This window comes from Nostoc sp. (assembly GCF_036917655.1).
Taxonomy (GTDB): domain Bacteria; phylum Cyanobacteriota; class Cyanobacteriia; order Cyanobacteriales; family Nostocaceae; genus Nostoc.
Window position 1 is genome coordinate 148,545 of the sequence record NZ_JBALCY010000047.1, and the last position, 16,158, is coordinate 164,702.

A 16,158-nucleotide genomic window follows, 5' to 3' on the forward strand; every position below is an offset into this window, starting at 1 on the left:
AGACTCTTTGTTCAGAACATTTAGGAGATGGGAACTCTAGCTAATAAGCTTAATTACAGTATCCCACCCAGCACTGCCAATCATGTCCCATCCTGCTCATGCCACTTTGGGCCAATCTTCTTACCCTCGCTTGACTAGAAGCCTGAGTGCTGTTGAAAGTTGGGGCTTTGGTTTGACAGCTCATATTTCCTGGACAGCATTGGTTCCAGCAATTCATGCTGCTCTCGGTTCCCAAGCTATTTTTGTCTGGATACCTGCGGTGATTTTCGGAATGCTGCTCAACTATCAGGTAAAACGCTTGGGTATGCATTTTAGGAATGTGGCTGGAGGAACACCTAACTATGCTACCAAGCTGCTGCAAAACTACCCCGGACTAGCTTGCTATGCCGCAATTGGATACCTCCTCAACTGGGTTTCCTACCTGGCAGTTAATACGATCGTCCTCAGAGATTTAATTAAGGTGAATTTGGAGGCGCTGGGTATTGCCTGTCCAGAAATATTGTTGGATATTGGCTTTACACTGTTGCCGTTTATCGTGGCGTTTAGTGGTACTCGCGCCCTAAGTATTTTACATTTGTTTTTTGTAATTCCAGCCTTTGGATTGCTAATGACCTTTTGTGTGCAGGGTCTTGGCTGGTTAGCGTTCTCTAGTGATAGTCCTGGGTTTTTTCCTAGCAATTGGTCATCTTTGGGCTTCGTGGATTGGGCCAAGTGGTTCTTTTTCGTCACCTATGCAACCTACAGCTGTGAAACGGCTTCTTCTTTTGTCGCTGATAGCCGCCAACCCACCCAGACGCTATGCTTTCTAGACGTTGCAGCTTGGATGATGCCACCCATCTTTTTGGGGGGGTCTTGGGTAGTGATGCGGTTAGCAACAGATCCAAGCCTTAAAGACAATGCTTTTCTGAATCTTGTGGCGGCTTCCCAGCCCTTTTGGGGAAAATCAGCTGCTATAAGTGTTTCTTTTTTACTAGTAGCTGCTTGTCTTTTAGGTTCGGCAACGGTTGTTTCTAATTGCCCGCGAATTTTGTATCAGCTGGCTTTAGATAACCACATTTCACCAGTATTTTCCGTTGTATCACGCCGGGGTGTGTTTGTCCCAGCATTGACCTTGACACTGGTGTTGTGCTTGATTTATCTGATTTGGGGAGATGTAGCGCGGATCGTAGCTGTTGGTAACATCGGTTGGTTTATCTCCTTTATGTTATTCCATTTAGGGCTTTGGCTGCGGCGCGATCGCCCGGAAGTTTTGTTCCCTGGCATCTCTTTGGGCATTCTGCTGTTAGAAGTTGTGGTGCTAGTGGTGGGCGGACTTGCCTGGGGTTGGCTCAACTTCCTGATTGGGCTATTATTTCCCATTGGTGTCATGGGAATTGATGCGGTGATTCGCCGTGTGGACTTCCCTCCATTCCATCCCAGTTGGTGGATGCGGCGATATCGCACGCGCCCTGTGGTAATTATCAAGGACTCAGTAATTCTTCAGGTAAGCATCCTGATTTTTTTACTGTGTAGCGCAGTGGGAGTTGGCTGGCTATTTGGTATCAAACTTAACAAAGTTGCAACTGCGGCGGGTGAAAATCTATTTGTGGTGCTGCTGATGACGGTGGCATTTGTGGGAGTAGCGATCGCTTGTTGGACAAGTTTACCTCAAGTGGTGGCGATCGCAGAAGCAAGAGAAGCTGCCGAACACCTGTTTACTGTTGCCCAGGATGGTATTTTAGTCGTGGATGATCGAGGCATTATCCAGCAGGCTAATCCAGCCACTGAATCTTTCTTTAGTGTCAACCCCTCTGAGTTGCGAGGAAATCACCTCAACAAATGGCTACCCGCATTAGTCTACTATCCAGACCAGTGGACAAAACGCAGCGAACAAACCCTACTCCGAAATGGGAAAAACAAAATTCTGGAAATTTCCATTTCAGACCGACCCCATCAAGATTTTCAGGAGTATGTCGTTATTCTCCACGACATTACCCAGCGCAAACAAGCAGAAGAGATATTGCAACACTCAGAAGCACAATTGCGCCAAGAGGCAAAGCAGCTAGCATCTCAACTGGTGCATAGTGAAAAAATGTCGAGTTTGGGGCAGTTAGTAGCAGGTGTGGCGCACGAAATCAACAACCCAGTCAACTTTATCTATGGCAATATCGGCTATGCCAATCAATATATCCAAGATTTACTTAGTTTGTTGCAATTATACCAGCAAAACTATCCTAATCCAGTAATTGAAATTCAAGAAGAAACAGAAGCCATCGACTTAAATTTCGTGATGGCAGACTTGCCAAACTTGCTAACTTCTATGACAGTTGGTGCGGAACGAATTACAGAAATTGTCTTATCTCTACGAAACTTTTCCCGCTTAGATGAAACAGAGATGAAAGCTGTGAATATCCATGAGGGTATCGATAGTACGTTAATGATTCTGGAACATCGCCTCCAACCTAAATCTAATAATCTAGCAATTGAGGTGATTAAAGAGTACGGCGACCTGCCATTAGTAGAATGTTATGCTGGACAACTGAATCAAGTATTTATGAATCTTTTAGCAAATGCGATCGATGCTTTAGAAGAGGCAGTGGAGAATGGTGAATGGGAAGTAGGGGAAAAAGCGCTCTCTACTCCCCAGATACGCATTAATACTAAACTCACGAGCGATAATCAGATAGTTATTTGTATTGGCGACAATGGTATAGGCATTCCAGAAAAGGTACAAAAACAATTATTTGAACCGTTTTTTACGACTAAACCAGTTAATAAGGGTACCGGGTTAGGTTTATCTATTAGTTATCAGATTATCACCCAAAAACATCAGGGAACATTACAATGTATTTCGGCTCCGGGACAAGGTACAGAATTTGTAATTGTAATTCCGCTAAATCAGCAAAATACGTAAATTGTCACGACCTGCAAACAGCAATTTGATAAAAATTCCCACTTAGTTACTAATAGTAACTGTAAAATGAAATGCCAAACAGCAAAAATGGACATGGAAAATTTAAGATTCACACAGGAATAACTTACACAATGAGCAGTACAATATTCGAGGTATTATTAAAGCAGAACACTATGAACTGACAATCATGCATAACTCTGCCAGTCAATCTAAAACTTTACGCGAAGCATGGGAGGAAGGTTTACAGCAAGGCTTAACCCAAGTTGCACTCAATATGCTGCACGAAGGTATTGATTTAGGTATAGTAGCAAAATTAACAGGACTACAACTCGAAAAAGTGAAGAATTTACAAGCTAGTGATTCAGTTTATTCTCAAATATTAGTAAAGGATTTTCTGGAATTGAGTGAGTCGTCACTAAAAAAAATTTGGCTTAACCCAGAGGAAGATGAAGCTTGGAAGGATTTATAGAAAACCTTGGCAAAGGGGATGTAATTTCAGTACCTTTTCCCTTTTCTGATGCATCAGCTACTAAAAGACGACCTGCTTTAGTAATTGCCGAATCAGATAGTAACAATATAATCGTCTGTCCAATCACCAGTAAACCAGGCAGAGAGTATGAAATTAAGTTAGAAGACCAAGACTTCCGAGTTGGTAAACTAAATTTAAGTCCTTGCTACATTCGGACTAATATTATTGCCACGGTTGATAAAAGTAATGTTATTCGATATATAGGAAAACTAAAGAACGAAAAAATCAATGAAGTCATTACTGCAATTATTGAAATCCTTCAAAAGCCTCACGAACCTCCACCGCCAGCATCAAGAGCTTTAGAACGAGGCAAAAGCCCAAAATTATAAAGTTTTTAGGTTGGGTGAAATAGTAACAAAGGATAAATTAAAAAAGGGTGGACAACTTCCACCCTGATAACTTTTATAATCTTGTCAAAACTTTCTATGATTCAGATAATAATAACGTCTACCACCATTTCAACTGGTTACCAACCCAGTTGCCAACTTGATACACTGCGTAAGCAGTAGCTCCTGCTCCACCAATTAGAATTGCACCCATTACTACCGGGCCGCCCACTGCTGAAGTTACAACAGCAGTCGCAGCAGCTCCAGCCACATTAGTTCCCATAGCTCCGGCAATTGCTGTTGTAGCGCCACCAAGCCCCATTGATGAAACTGTGGAAGCTATACCTGCGTAACCAGCAAGAGAACCAGCGCCTGCTGTCGCAGCAGAGCCAACAGAAATTCCTAGAGTAGCAGCAGTCTTGATGCCAGCCTCAGCAGCCTTTTCTGCCGATTTCTCGTGTCCATCTAAACCATCACTAAACCCATCAAATGCGTCTTTATAAGGAGCCATAAGTCACAGTTCTATTATTTACAAGTACCTAGCTCAAATCCTGAGCGTAGTTTGTACCAAGTTAAACTATATATATCTGAAATGTCATCGGAAATTTCCCAATAAGTATTCACATTAATAAGCTGCATGAACTGTGAAATTTTTAACATTAATTTTGCTACTTTTTTCAAGTTAATGTAAAGTTTTACTTTGTATCGATTGAGTAAAACAAAGTAGAACCCAACAAAGCCTACTGCTTTTTGCCTGCTATTTTCCTTAAGAAATAGTCTTAACTCTCATCGAATAATCTACACCTGTCGCCAAAATATTCCACACCGGAAGTAGAAATAATCCAAATTCCCTTGTTATGCTACCTATATAGCGTTAAGGAAACAGAGCAATGTTGAAGGTTTTTGCTGATAGGGGTGGTACATTCACAGATATTGTTGCTGTTACTGATAATCAAGTAATTATAAACAAACTATCAAGATATCCTGAACGTTTTTTAATTGTGACTCTGCCTAATCAGCAATGGATTATAGTCTACAAACTACTTTCAGAAAATCCCGAACAATATCAAGATGCAGCCATTCAAGGTATACGGGATATCATGGGTATTCCCAGCAATGAACCCATTCCTAGTGAAGTAATAGAAGTAGTAAAAATGGGGACAACAGTAGCAACAAATGCGCTGTTAGAACGTAAAGGAGACAGGGTTGTTCTTCTCATAACTAAAGGGTTTAAAGATGCCCTACGAATTGGTTACCAAAACCGTCCTAATATCTTTGCCCGTCATATCGTTTTACCAACCATGCTTTATGAGGAGGTGATTGAGATTGACGAACGTTATGATGCTAAGGGAAATGAATTAATCTCTGTAGCTATTCAACAAGTAAAAAATTACTTACAAGCAGTTTACAAGACAGGAATTAAAAGTTGTGCTATTGTTTTTATGCACAGCGATCGCTATCCGAAACACGAACAACAAATAGCCCAGCTTGCTTTAACAATCGGCTTTACCCAAATATCCGTATCCCATCAAGTTAGTCCGTTAATGAAGTTGGTTAGCCGAGGAGATACAACAGTAGTCGATGCTTATTTAACTCCTATTCTGCGTCGCTACGTCAACCAAGTAGCGAGTCAGTTACCCGGAGTCAAATTAATGTTCATGAAATCTGATGGCGGTTTAGTCGCAGCCGAACAATTTCAAGGAAAAGATAGTATTTTAAGTGGCCCGGCTGGCGGTATTGTTGGCGCAGTTCAAACTAGTAAAAGGGCAGGTTTCGAGTTAGTTATTACCTTTGATATGGGAGGGACAAGTACAGATGTCGCCCACTTTAAAGGAGAGTATGAACGACAACTAGATTCGGAAATTGCTGGGGCGCGGATGCGAGTTCCTGTATTAGCAATTAATACCATTGCTGCTGGTGGTGGTTCTGTTCTCTTTTTTGATGGTTCTAGTTATCGTGTTGGCCCTAAATCTGCTGGTTCAAATCCTGGGCCTGCTTGTTATCGACGTGGTGGGCCATTAGCAGTTACTGATGCCAATGTCATGTTAGGTAAAATTCATCCACAATATTTTCCCTATGTTTTTGGCATTGATGGTAATTTACCTTTAGATAAAGATATTGTTACTCAGAAATTTACCCAATTAACCCAAGATATTCAAGCCGCTACATTAAATGATTGTACCCCCGAAGAAGTAGCCGCTGGATTTATTGCGATCGCAGTGGAAAATATGGCGAACGCAATTAAAAAAATCAGTCTGCAACGCGGTTATGATGTCAGCCAATATGTGCTTTGTTGTTTTGGCGGTGCAGGCGGGCAAGTTGCTTGTTTAATTGCCGATACTCTGGGGATGAAAAAGATATTTTTACATCCTTATGCTGGTGTTCTTTCTGCTTATGGAATGGGATTAGCTGATGTGCGGGCAATTAGAGAAGGGGGAGTAGAACAACCTTTAATCCAAGGATTAATCTCTAAATTACAGCAGTTAATGAAATCTTTAGAAACTCAAGCTAGAAATGAAATAGATGAATTACGTAGTCAAATAAAAATAGTCAGAAAAGTTAATTTAAAATATGAAGAAACTAACTCTACTTTAACCGTTAACTTTGCCGATGATGTAGTACTGATGCGACAACAATTTGAGGCTGAACATAAATCCCGTTATGGTTTCATTCAATTAGAGAAAACCTTAATTGTTGAATCTGTTTCAGTGGAAGTCATTCAGAAGATGGAGACTCCCGAAGAACCTTTAATTATTCGGACTCGCCCTTTAAATGAAGCTCCTGCATCTGTTGAGATAGTAAGGATGTTTAGTACTAATAGATGGTATGATACTCCTGTTTATCGGCGGGAAGATTTACAACCAGAAGATAGTATTAATGGGCCTGCGATCGTTGTGGAAAAAATTAGCACAATTGTAGTGGAACCTAACTGGCAAGCAAGATTAACTGAACGGAATCATCTAATTTTAGAACGTCTATAAACTGGCTGTTGTGCTGGAAAATACTTACCCTCGCTACACTAAGCTCAACACGGTTTTACAATAAAATGGAATAAGCTCTTTAGGGATTTTAAATGGTTGCTCTATTTCTGCCGTGGAGTACTAGTAGTAAACACTAAAGTGTTTAAAAAAGCGCTTAAGCTATTAAGCTGTTCCACATTTAACTTGCATAATTGGAGCGGGCAAGATGCCCATCCCACAAGAGTTATGTTTAATTCGGTTATACAAATTAAATGTTTTTAAGATTACTACACAAGTTTTTTAAGGACTTAAAAATGTACACAACATCTCAACCCGATCCAATCCGTTTAGAAATATTCAAAAATCTCTATCAATTTATTGCAGAACAAATGGGAATTGTTCTCCAAAATACGGCAGCATCTGTAAATATCAAAGAAAGACTGGATTTCTCCTGCGCTATTTTTGACTCTTCTGGATTATTAGTCGCTAACGCCCCTCACATTCCCGTACATTTAGGCTCAATGAGCGAAAGTGTCCGCAGTTTAATTAATGACAAAGGCCACACCCTAAAACCGGGAAATGTCTATCTATCTAATAACCCCTATAATGGCGGAACCCACCTTCCTGATGTCACTGCAATTACCCCTGTTTTTTTGGAAATTAGTGAAAATATTTCATTCCCCATGCCCCTCTTTTTTGTTGCTTCTCGTGGACACCAAGCCGATATTGGGGGAATTACTCCCGGTTCAATGCCTCCTCACAGCACCACAGTAGAAGAAGAAGGAATTCTTTTTGATAATTTTCTCTTGGTTGAAGAGGGCAAATTTCGCGAATCCGCAGTCAGACAGCACCTTTCAACTCATACTTATCCTGCTCGTAACCCTGACCAAAATATCGCTGATTTTAAGGCACAAATTGCCGCAAATGAACGGGGAGCGCAAGAACTTTCTAAAATGGTTTCACAATACGGACTTGAGACTGTTCAAGCTTATATGAAGTTTGTGCAAGCTAATGCCGAGGAGTCGGTAAGAAAGGCTATCAATCTTCTCAATGATGGCTCATTTGTTTATAAAATGGATAATGGGGCAATAATTAAAGTAAAAGTTACGATTCATCAAGAAAGTCGCAGTGCTACCATTGATTTTACTGGAACTTCGGAGCAACTAAATAGTAATTTTAATGCTCCTAAAGCTGTAACTCAAGCAGCAGTCTTATATGTCTTTCGGACTTTGGTTGATGATAATATTCCTCTTAATGCCGGGTGTCTTAACCCTCTAGAAATTATTATCCCGGTAGGCTGTATGCTAAATCCAATTTATCCAGCAGCAGTAGTAGCGGGTAATGTAGAAACTTCTCAAACTATTGTTGATGCTTTATATGGCGCTTTGGGTGTTATGGCTGCTTCTCAAGGAACGATGAATAATTTTACTTTTGGTAATGAGCAATATCAATATTATGAAACTATCTGCGGTGGCTCTGGAGCAGGAATTGATTTTGATGGAACTGATGGTGTTCATTCTCACATGACTAACTCCCGTTTGACCGATCCAGAAGTTTTAGAAACCCGTTATCCTGTACTTTTAGAAAGCTTTAGTCTTCGTTCCGATAGCGGTGGTAAAGGAAAATATTCTGGTGGTAATGGAGTTGTCCGCCGCATCCGTTTCCTAGAACCCATGACAGCTAATATTCTCTCTGGTCATCGGGTTGTACCTCCTTTTGGATTAAATGGTGGGGAAGCCGGAATTGTTGGACGCAACTGGATACAACGTCAGAATGGAATTGAAGAGAATTTGAACAGCACAGCAACAGTAGAGATGAAAACTGGGGATGTTTTTGTGATAGAAACTCCTGGAGGAGGCGGATTTGCGTAAAGTCTCGTAATACCAATAATTTCCACTGATTTTAAAACCTATCAATACATGTGAAAAGTGCTGGAACTCTACTTATAAAATGTAATTTTTTGATACCGTATGAAGTAAAACACTCCATAATCCCTCTGAATAGAATGTGTGAGGGTGTACAATGCAGAATCAGCATGAGATTCCCAGTATGAAAACGGCTTTTCAACTCTCAGAATTTCTGCTAATAGCAAATGTTTCCAAATGTCTCCGATTGTTCCGAAGTGTCTATTTGTCATGTTGATTAGCAAAATATTTTATCTGTAATAACACTTATCAATCCAAATTCGCATTTCTTCTTCAGAACCAAAACAGGCAGAGCGTCCTGTGATTGGATCGTAGGCGTGCCAAGAAGAAATGTTACCACGCCAGTCTGATTCCGGCCACACTTGGAGGTCAGAACCACTAGCCATCCAGATGACAAAATGTTGCCAAAGTTTTTGGAAAGTTAACAAAAAATCAAATTTATTCATGGTGAAAGCACCTGATAAACAGTGAACTATTACTCTTACTTTCACGTAAGAATTTTCAACTGAGAAGGTACAGTTTTGGCAGATTTAACTAGTACAGTTAAGCGCCATCCCAACTGGTATAGTAAAAAATCTCTCAACTGTACTAGGTAAAGTTGGTAAAAATAGTTTATATTGCGAGTATTGATGATTATTTAGTCATTGACGAGTGCGCCAAAATGAACATTTTATTAGAACGACAGTCACACAAACCGATTTATTTGCAGATCCACGATGCCTACGGCGAGCTACGCTAACGCATCAGTCGTCTGATTAAATCTGGCGCACTCAAAAGTGGCGATCGCCTCCCTTCTATCCGCTCTCTTGCAGAAAGTTTACAAGTTAACAAACTCACAATTATTGAAGCATATAACGTTTTAGAAGCAGATGGGATTGTTTCTGCTCGTCAGGGTTCAGGATATTTTGTCAGCAGCATTTCTCTTAAGAGCGCCAACCTAGAATCTACATTTGCTCCAGCCCAAAATGTCATAATTACAAAACCAGAAAAGTGTTCTTTTTATGAGATGTATACTCCACTAGTGCAAGCACAAACGCAGCCAGGAATAATTAATTTTGGCTACGGTTATCCTCGTCCACCAAAAGATATCAACTTCATTGCCAGACGAGCGCTAAGACAAGAAGATACTGATATTTTATTTACCCACGAGATGCCTCAAGGACAACTAACTCTGTGCAGACAAATTGCCCAGATGTTAGTACATCAAGGATTAGAGGTTTTCCCCGAAGATTTAATTATTACTAATGGCTCTCAGCAAGGGTTGTCATTAGCTATGAATTATTATGTACAACCTGGTGATTGGGTGATTGTGGAAGCTCCCACCTATTATGGTGCAATCTCAATCTTAGAAAACTTAGGAGCCAAAATTATTGGCATTCCCATGACTGCGGAGGGAATGAATTTAGAGTTATTAGAGCAATATCTCCACAGCCACCGCCCGAAATTAATTTATACTATTAGTACTTTCCACAATCCAACCGGATTGACGACAACACAAACTCATCGGCAACAATTATTAGGATTAGCAGAAAAATATGAATGTCCCATTTTGGAAGATAATGCTTATGAAGGAATAAATTTTGAGGCTGTGCCAGCACCAATTAAAGCTTTAGATAAAAATAATTTGGTGACTTACTTAAGCACCTTTTCTAAAACTTTAATGCCTGGTTTACGAGTGGGCTATATGGTAGTTACAGGTAAGCATTATCAAGCAATTGTTGAGCGGAAGTTGCTCCATGACTTGCACACATCCAGTATTTCGCAAACAATAGTTAGCGAATATCTCGCCTCAGGACATTACCGCCGTCACCTCAGCGGACTTCGCACAGATAATCTGCAAAGTCGTAATATTATGCTGCAAGCTTTGGAGCGTTATTTTCCTGAAGAGATTCGCTGGACAGTTCCCACGGGTGGATTATTTCTCTGGGTACAGTTACCAGATGATTTTCCGATTGGGACAATTCGTGAGGAAGCCTTTGCACAAAATGTCTACCTGGCGTGTGGTTCGGCATTTTTCCCCGATAAGCAGGGTTATCCAGCGATGCGTCTAACTTTCTGTCTCCCGTCAGAGGAGATTGAGGAAGGGATCTCGATTGTGGGTAAGTTGCTGAAAAAGTATATTTCCAGAGGATGTGTAGTAGCACAAAGAAGTCTGAGTACTGGAAGCCAAGCGCTCAGTTAGCAAGGAACGAGCATCACTTTTAAAGACACAGAGGAATGGAAGTGAGGTCAGCCTATAGTCTATATCAACTGAAAAATGGTGTTATGCGATCGCTTACTTGAAAAAGGCGCTCTAAATTTCAACCTTAAGGGGGTATCCCTGAGCATTGCGATCGTTGTAAGAAACTTTAAAGATAGCTAATATCTTGTCCAGATGATTAACATTAGCTGTTTGCAGGCAGAACTACTTTAAAACATATGACCCTAAACTTTGTCGTTACAGGCGCTGATACGGAACTGGGACAAGAAACCACGCAGCAATTAGTTGCGCGTGGACATCAGGTGACTGGAATACCACTGAGTAAAGATGGCGCTGAGGTCATACGTTCTAAGGGTGGCCTAGCTGCTGATGTCAGTTTGACAAGTGCCACTGAACTTAAGGATGTTTTATCCGCAGCTAATGCTAACGTAGTTATCAACCTAACGCCACAGTTTGCCAATACATTATTAAGCGATGGTCAGGACTGGAAAGAATTTGACAAAACCTTAAAAGCCACAACTGCTGCACTATTGACAGCGATTAAAAATGCAGGGACTCCGTTTCTTGTCCACACCAGTTATACTTTTCTCTATGGCAATGCAAGAGATAGCACAGAAACTTCGCCTCTAGTTGCACCTGGCGACGACCCAATTTTTGCCGCCGCGATCGCCACAGAAAACCAGGTGAGCAACAGCAAGATTCCCTCTAGCCTTTTACGGATGGGATACTTGTATGGCCCACAATCTCAAGACCTCAAGCTATATATCAAATCATTCAACCTCAGACGCCCTTATTTTGCAGGGCCTGCAAATAACTTAGGTAACTGGCTGCACTTTGAAGATGCTGCTCAAGCTCTAGTTCAAGCAGGAGAGCAGCAAACAGTAGGCGCAGTGTTTAACGTTGTCGATGGAACTCCGGTATCCTTTGGGGATTTCATTGATTACTTTGCCTTCGCTTTAGGCAGAAAACAACCTGTACACATTCCTATGTTGCTGACTCCTGTAGCACTTCTGGTGATAATTACACCTCAGCAGGTAGACTTACTTAAATTGGAAACCACAGTTAAAAGCGACTCAATTCGTCAACAGCTTGGTTGGAAACCGCGTTATTTAAGTTACAAAGAGGGTTTGCAGCAAACAGTACAAACTTGGCGCAGCAAGAACGAAATTAAATAACAGACGCGATTAATTGCGTCTGTTAGGAGCCAGAAATCGGCTTTTCAACTTCATCATTCCACCTCTGAGCCTCATTGTTAAACCTCAGAACTCGGAATGTTGAGTTCTTATCTCGGAAGTTCGTGTTCAGGTGTAGCGACTGTTTTAAAAGTCAAGCGTAGGCGTAGCCCGTCGTAGACATCACTTTGTTTGTGGAGATCTATGAAAGCGATGCCTACGGGGGGCTACGCCTACGCACCTGTGTACTTGATCGCGGTGCGACAAAGTTTGAAGTACCTCAACACGATTTCGGAGTACCTCAACACGACTTCGGAGTACCTCAACACGACTTCGGAGTACTTCAACACGACTTCGGAGTACCTCAACACGATTTTGGAGTACCTCAACACGATTTTGGAGTACCTCAACACGACTTCGGAGTACCTCAACACGATTTTGGAGTACCTCAACACGACTTCGGAGTACTTCAACACGACTTCGGAGTACCTCAACACGATTTTGGAGTACTTCAACACGACTTTCAAGTACTTCAACATGACTTTGAGCGTATCTGTTGCTTATATAGCAGTCCTAAATCATTCGTGAGAATTTGAGATAGTTTTAACCCCCCGTAGTCCTGCCTTGGTAAGCTACGGTGTAGATACAAGTCTGAAATAGCTTACTCACCTGGTTTTTCACGTCAGTTTTACCCCACCCTAACCCTCCCCTTATAAAGGGGAGGGAACCAAATTTCCTATTTCCCCCCTTTATAAGGGGGGATTAAGGGGGGTAATTCGACTTGTGTGTACACCGCAGCCTTTCCAAGGGGAGGGAACAAGATTTCTTATTTTCCGCCTTTATAAGGGGGGATTACAAGATTTCCAAAAGACAGATGCTCCATCATAATTGCAATGCCTTTATCTTTTGTATAACCAGGTACTTTTGTTTGCATAAACGCATTGGATGGTATGTGATGCGGAGTGAGTTTATCTCCTCTGCGTCCAATTTTGAGTAATTCACCATAACAACCAACAGCATCCTCACCCGGAAGCAATAAACTTTGTATAATTGCGATTAATCTTGCTCCCACTCTCGCTCGATTTTCTCCAAATCCTTCGCCGCATCCAATTGCTGGAAGATTTGATGCGCTGTATTGTAATGCTGTTGGGCAAGTTCTGTATTGCTGCGCTTACGCTCTAGCCATGCTAAATCGTAGTTAACCCCTGCTATTAGGTGAGTCATCCCCAATTCTTCTGCTAATTTCAAAGCTTGTTTAGAAAACTGTTCTGCTGCTTCTAGATTACCGCGATCAAGTTCATTTTCTCCTAAACCACTATAACAATCAGCTATACCACAGTGATTGCCTAATTCTGCCATCAATCCCAAAGATTGCTGATACAGACGTTCACTCGCATCCCAGTTGCCGCGATGACGCTCGATATCTCCCAATACTCCCCAACCATAAGCTATGCCAGCGCGATCGCCTAATTCTGTCATCACTTCTAAGTATTGCTGATACAGGGTTTCGGCTGCATCCCACCTGCCGCGACATTGCTCTATATCTCCCAACTGTCCCCAACTAGTAGCTATGCCAGCGCGATCGCCTAATTTTGTCATCACTTCTAAACATTGCTGATACAGGGTTTCGGCTGCATCCCACCTGCCGCGACATTGCTCTATATATCCCAACTGTCCCCAACAATGAGCCATACCATAGCGATCGCCTAATTTTGTCATCACTTCTAAACATTGCTGATACAGGGTTTCGGCTGCATCCCACCTGCCGCGACATTGCTCTATATATCCCAACTGTCCCCAACAATGAGCCATACCATAGCGATCGCCTAATTCTGTCATCTCTTCCAAAGCTTGCTGATACAGGGTTTCGGCAGCATCCCACTTGCCGCGATTGCGCTCTATATCTCCTAACAATCCCCAACTATTCGCTATCCCAGAGCGATCGCCTAATTCTGTCATCACTTCTAAGTATTGCTGATACAGGGTTTCGGCTGCATCCCACCTGCCGCGACATTGCTCTATATCTCCCAACTGTCCCCAACTAGTAGCTATGCCAGCGCGATCGCATAATTCTGTACTCACTTCCAAAGCTTGCCGATATAGGGTTTCGGCTGCATCCCACCTGCCGCGATTGCGTTCTATATCTCCCAACACTCCCCAACTAGTAGCCACGCCAAAGCGATCGCCTAATTCTATCTCAACTTCTAAACATTGCCGATAGAGGGTTTCGGCGGCATCCCAGTTGCCGCGATTCTTCTCTATATCTCCCAACAATCCATTGCAATATGCAATATTACTTTTACTTTCTTGCTTTTGTGCAATGGCTAAAGCATTCTGAAAACATCTTGCTCCTTCATCCCAATTGCCTAAATCACGATGAATTACTCCAATCAATTGTAAGCAGATGCAGCATTCCTCATCATCAATGTGTGGCAAAACTTGTTCACATAAGTCTTTTAATAAACTCCAGTGTCCCCACCATCTCAGATATTTTCCCAGAGTTCCCGTTACCAAATAAAATGCTTCGCTGTAATTGCCCAACTGAAAAGCAAAATATTGAGCCTCCAGCACTGGGCGCAAATCTTCTAAAGTTTTAGGATTTTCAACATTTTTACCAGAGCAGTAAAATTTATAGATACTCTTGAGCAGATTGGGCAGTTCGTCTTTATATTCCCCTTGTACAAACTCCACAATCACCCGATGCAAGTCATAAAAGTACTCACATTGCTGTTCATCATAGCGAATCTGCACCAAACTGCTATCGATTAATTGGTCTAAAATTGCTTGCGTTTCATTAATTTCCACCTCTGTCAATTCAGCAGGTTTTCCCCACGTTGCTGCAATTTCAAAGCGCTCATCTTGCTCTTGATCATCTGTATATAACCGCAAGAAAGTTAAACCTCGGATATCTATCCCCACCCGCAACACACACATCCGGCTGAGTAAATCTCGTGCTGCTTCACTTTGCCTTGCCAGTTGTTCTCTGAGAATAGGTTCAGCCTTTTTCGTTACCAATTCTGGATGCTTCCGCAGATACCCAGGCTTATCCTTACCAATAGCCGCCAGTTGGGTTAACAAAAATACGTGTCCCTCAATGCGCTCAGATATCCACTCCAAATCTGCTACACTATCTTTCAGTTGGCGCTGTCGCAAAATCTCAACTCCCGCGACTGTCGCCACTCCAGAAATTCTCTCGATATACACCAATTCTGAATCTGGTTCCGCACCTTCATAGCGGATATCAGCTAAATCTGCTGGTACTTCTCGACTGGTTAATAAAGTTTGAGATTGATGCTGGTGATAGACTAGGGCGTTTAGCAGTTTACCCCAATCCGCTGAAATCGCCCGTCCTGCTTGCGGATGGTTGGCAGGTTGTAAAATACTTTCTAGGTTATCCAGCACTACAAGAGTGCGTGTTTGCGCCAACCCTTCAATAATTTTGGCTATCTTTTCATCAGCAGTTTTCAACGTCTCTGCTGTTTGAATACCCAAGCCTTCAATTAGGAGAAATTCTGCGACATCATCAAAACTTGTCCCCTCCTGCGCCTTGAAATACATTACGCACTCATAAGCACACTCTTCTACATTCGCCCCTTTTTCAACGGGAGTTAGGGCGGATCTTCCACAATTAACGCCCAGTGCTGCTAAAAGTTTTACAGCTAAACTGGTTTTGCCAATACCCCCTTGTCCAATGAGTGCCAATACCTTAAGCGGATTTTCTGGTTGCTGTAATTTTGTCTGCAACTCTTCAAGGAGTTCATCTCGCCCCTTCCACACGGGTACTTCTGGGATCGCTTGGTTGAGTACAACCCTTGTTTCTGTTGTGGAGTGGGCAACATGAGCGCCCAGTTCAACTTCAGTAACAGATTTAGTCTGCACTGTCGAATCAGGTTTTTGTTGTTCCTGCACCACTTCCACATCAGCATCGCTGAAATCAGCTATTTCTTGAACATCGAGTGACAATCGCCGACAGATTTCTTCAAAGTTGGAATAGTCAACAGGGTTGCCATTGAGAAAGTTCCATACAGTATTTTTAGAAATGCTTAATTCGTTAGCTAAATCTTGCTGTCGTGAGAAACTATTGCGCTTGAGTGCTAGCTTGACGTTTTTAATTTCCTCTTTGCGAACCTTAATTCCTCTCGGCATGGCTCAT

At 42.0% G+C, this 16,158-nt stretch carries 12 protein-coding genes; 8 read left to right on the top strand and 4 right to left on the bottom strand.

Annotation, left to right across the window (positions count from 1 at the left end; all coding sequences use genetic code 11):
- Positions 1–82: 82 nt before the first annotated feature.
- From V7K30_RS17405 to V7K30_RS17415, 3 genes are all read left to right on the top strand, one after another.
- Positions 83–2,893 carry an ATP-binding protein gene (locus tag V7K30_RS17405; protein ID WP_335001279.1) on the top strand — a complete coding sequence of 937 codons (2,811 nt, stop codon included), beginning with the start codon at positions 83–85 and terminating at the stop codon, positions 2,891–2,893.
- Positions 2,894–3,080: 187 nt separating this feature from the next.
- Entirely contained in the window at positions 3,081–3,362 is a 282-nt protein-coding gene (locus V7K30_RS17410; protein WP_335001281.1) for a hypothetical protein, read from the top strand.
- A complete protein-coding gene (locus V7K30_RS17415) occupies positions 3,347–3,751 on the top strand; it encodes a type II toxin-antitoxin system PemK/MazF family toxin (RefSeq protein WP_335001283.1) in 405 nt (134 codons plus the stop codon). Before V7K30_RS17410 ends, V7K30_RS17415 begins: the two co-directional genes overlap by 16 nt.
- A 118-nt stretch (positions 3,752–3,869) precedes the next feature.
- Here the strand turns inward: V7K30_RS17415 and V7K30_RS17420 are convergent, their stop codons facing one another.
- On the bottom strand, positions 3,870–4,259 hold the full coding sequence (locus V7K30_RS17420) for a hypothetical protein (RefSeq protein ID WP_335001285.1): 390 nt from the start codon (positions 4,257–4,259) through the stop codon (positions 3,870–3,872).
- 379 nt (positions 4,260–4,638) lie between these two features.
- Here V7K30_RS17420 and V7K30_RS17425 point away from each other — a divergent pair, with 379 nt between their 5' ends.
- Together V7K30_RS17425 and V7K30_RS17430 are read left to right on the top strand one after the other, a co-directional pair.
- On the top strand, positions 4,639–6,729 hold the full coding sequence (locus tag V7K30_RS17425; protein WP_335001287.1) for a hydantoinase/oxoprolinase family protein: 2,091 nt from the start codon (positions 4,639–4,641) through the stop codon (positions 6,727–6,729).
- Between the two features lie 293 nt (positions 6,730–7,022).
- Entirely contained in the window at positions 7,023–8,579 is a 1,557-nt protein-coding gene (locus V7K30_RS17430) for a hydantoinase B/oxoprolinase family protein (RefSeq protein ID WP_335001289.1), read from the top strand.
- A 284-nt stretch (positions 8,580–8,863) separates the two neighbouring features.
- On the opposite strand, the gene V7K30_RS17435 is transcribed toward V7K30_RS17430, so the two are convergent.
- On the bottom strand, positions 8,864–9,079 hold the full coding sequence (locus tag V7K30_RS17435; RefSeq protein WP_335001291.1) for a hypothetical protein: 216 nt from the start codon (positions 9,077–9,079) through the stop codon (positions 8,864–8,866).
- A 350-nt stretch (positions 9,080–9,429) separates the two neighbouring features.
- Between V7K30_RS17435 and V7K30_RS17440 the strand changes: the two genes are divergently transcribed.
- From V7K30_RS17440 to V7K30_RS17450, 3 genes are all read left to right on the top strand, one after another.
- On the top strand, positions 9,430–10,815 hold the full coding sequence (locus V7K30_RS17440; RefSeq protein WP_335001377.1) for an aminotransferase-like domain-containing protein: 1,386 nt from the start codon (positions 9,430–9,432) through the stop codon (positions 10,813–10,815).
- A 236-nt stretch (positions 10,816–11,051) separates the two neighbouring features.
- Complete coding sequence (locus V7K30_RS17445) at positions 11,052–12,008, top strand: NAD-dependent epimerase/dehydratase family protein (protein ID WP_335001293.1); 957 nt, start codon at positions 11,052–11,054, stop codon at positions 12,006–12,008.
- A gap of 201 nt (positions 12,009–12,209) precedes the next feature.
- Positions 12,210–12,593, top strand: a complete 384-nt coding sequence (locus V7K30_RS17450; RefSeq protein ID WP_335001294.1) for a hypothetical protein — start codon at positions 12,210–12,212, stop codon at positions 12,591–12,593.
- A gap of 238 nt (positions 12,594–12,831) precedes the next feature.
- Here the strand turns inward: V7K30_RS17450 and V7K30_RS17455 are convergent, their stop codons facing one another.
- Together V7K30_RS17455 and V7K30_RS17460 are read right to left on the bottom strand one after the other, a co-directional pair.
- Positions 12,832–13,077, bottom strand: a complete 246-nt coding sequence (locus V7K30_RS17455; protein ID WP_335001296.1) for a hypothetical protein — start codon at positions 13,075–13,077, stop codon at positions 12,832–12,834.
- The gene (locus V7K30_RS17460; protein WP_335001298.1) at positions 13,062–16,151 is read right to left on the bottom strand and encodes a tetratricopeptide repeat protein; all 3,090 of its coding nucleotides are present in this window, start codon (positions 16,149–16,151) and stop codon (positions 13,062–13,064) included. Before V7K30_RS17460 ends, V7K30_RS17455 begins: the two co-directional genes overlap by 16 nt.
- Between the last annotated feature and the right edge of the window lie 7 nt (positions 16,152–16,158).

Coding starts and splice junctions, on each gene's coding strand:
- V7K30_RS17405 (WP_335001279.1), top strand. CDS start 83: ATGTCCCATCCTGCTCATGCCACTTTGGGCCAATCTTCTTACCCTCGC.
- V7K30_RS17435 (WP_335001291.1), bottom strand. CDS start 9,079: ATGAATAAATTTGATTTTTTGTTAACTTTCCAAAAACTTTGGCAACAT.
- V7K30_RS17430 (WP_335001289.1), top strand. CDS start 7,023: ATGTACACAACATCTCAACCCGATCCAATCCGTTTAGAAATATTCAAA.
- V7K30_RS17425 (WP_335001287.1), top strand. CDS start 4,639: ATGTTGAAGGTTTTTGCTGATAGGGGTGGTACATTCACAGATATTGTT.
- V7K30_RS17450 (WP_335001294.1), top strand. CDS start 12,210: ATGAAAGCGATGCCTACGGGGGGCTACGCCTACGCACCTGTGTACTTG.
- V7K30_RS17410 (WP_335001281.1), top strand. CDS start 3,081: ATGCATAACTCTGCCAGTCAATCTAAAACTTTACGCGAAGCATGGGAG.
- V7K30_RS17445 (WP_335001293.1), top strand. CDS start 11,052: ATGACCCTAAACTTTGTCGTTACAGGCGCTGATACGGAACTGGGACAA.
- V7K30_RS17420 (WP_335001285.1), bottom strand. CDS start 4,259: ATGGCTCCTTATAAAGACGCATTTGATGGGTTTAGTGATGGTTTAGAT.
- V7K30_RS17460 (WP_335001298.1), bottom strand. CDS start 16,151: ATGCCGAGAGGAATTAAGGTTCGCAAAGAGGAAATTAAAAACGTCAAG.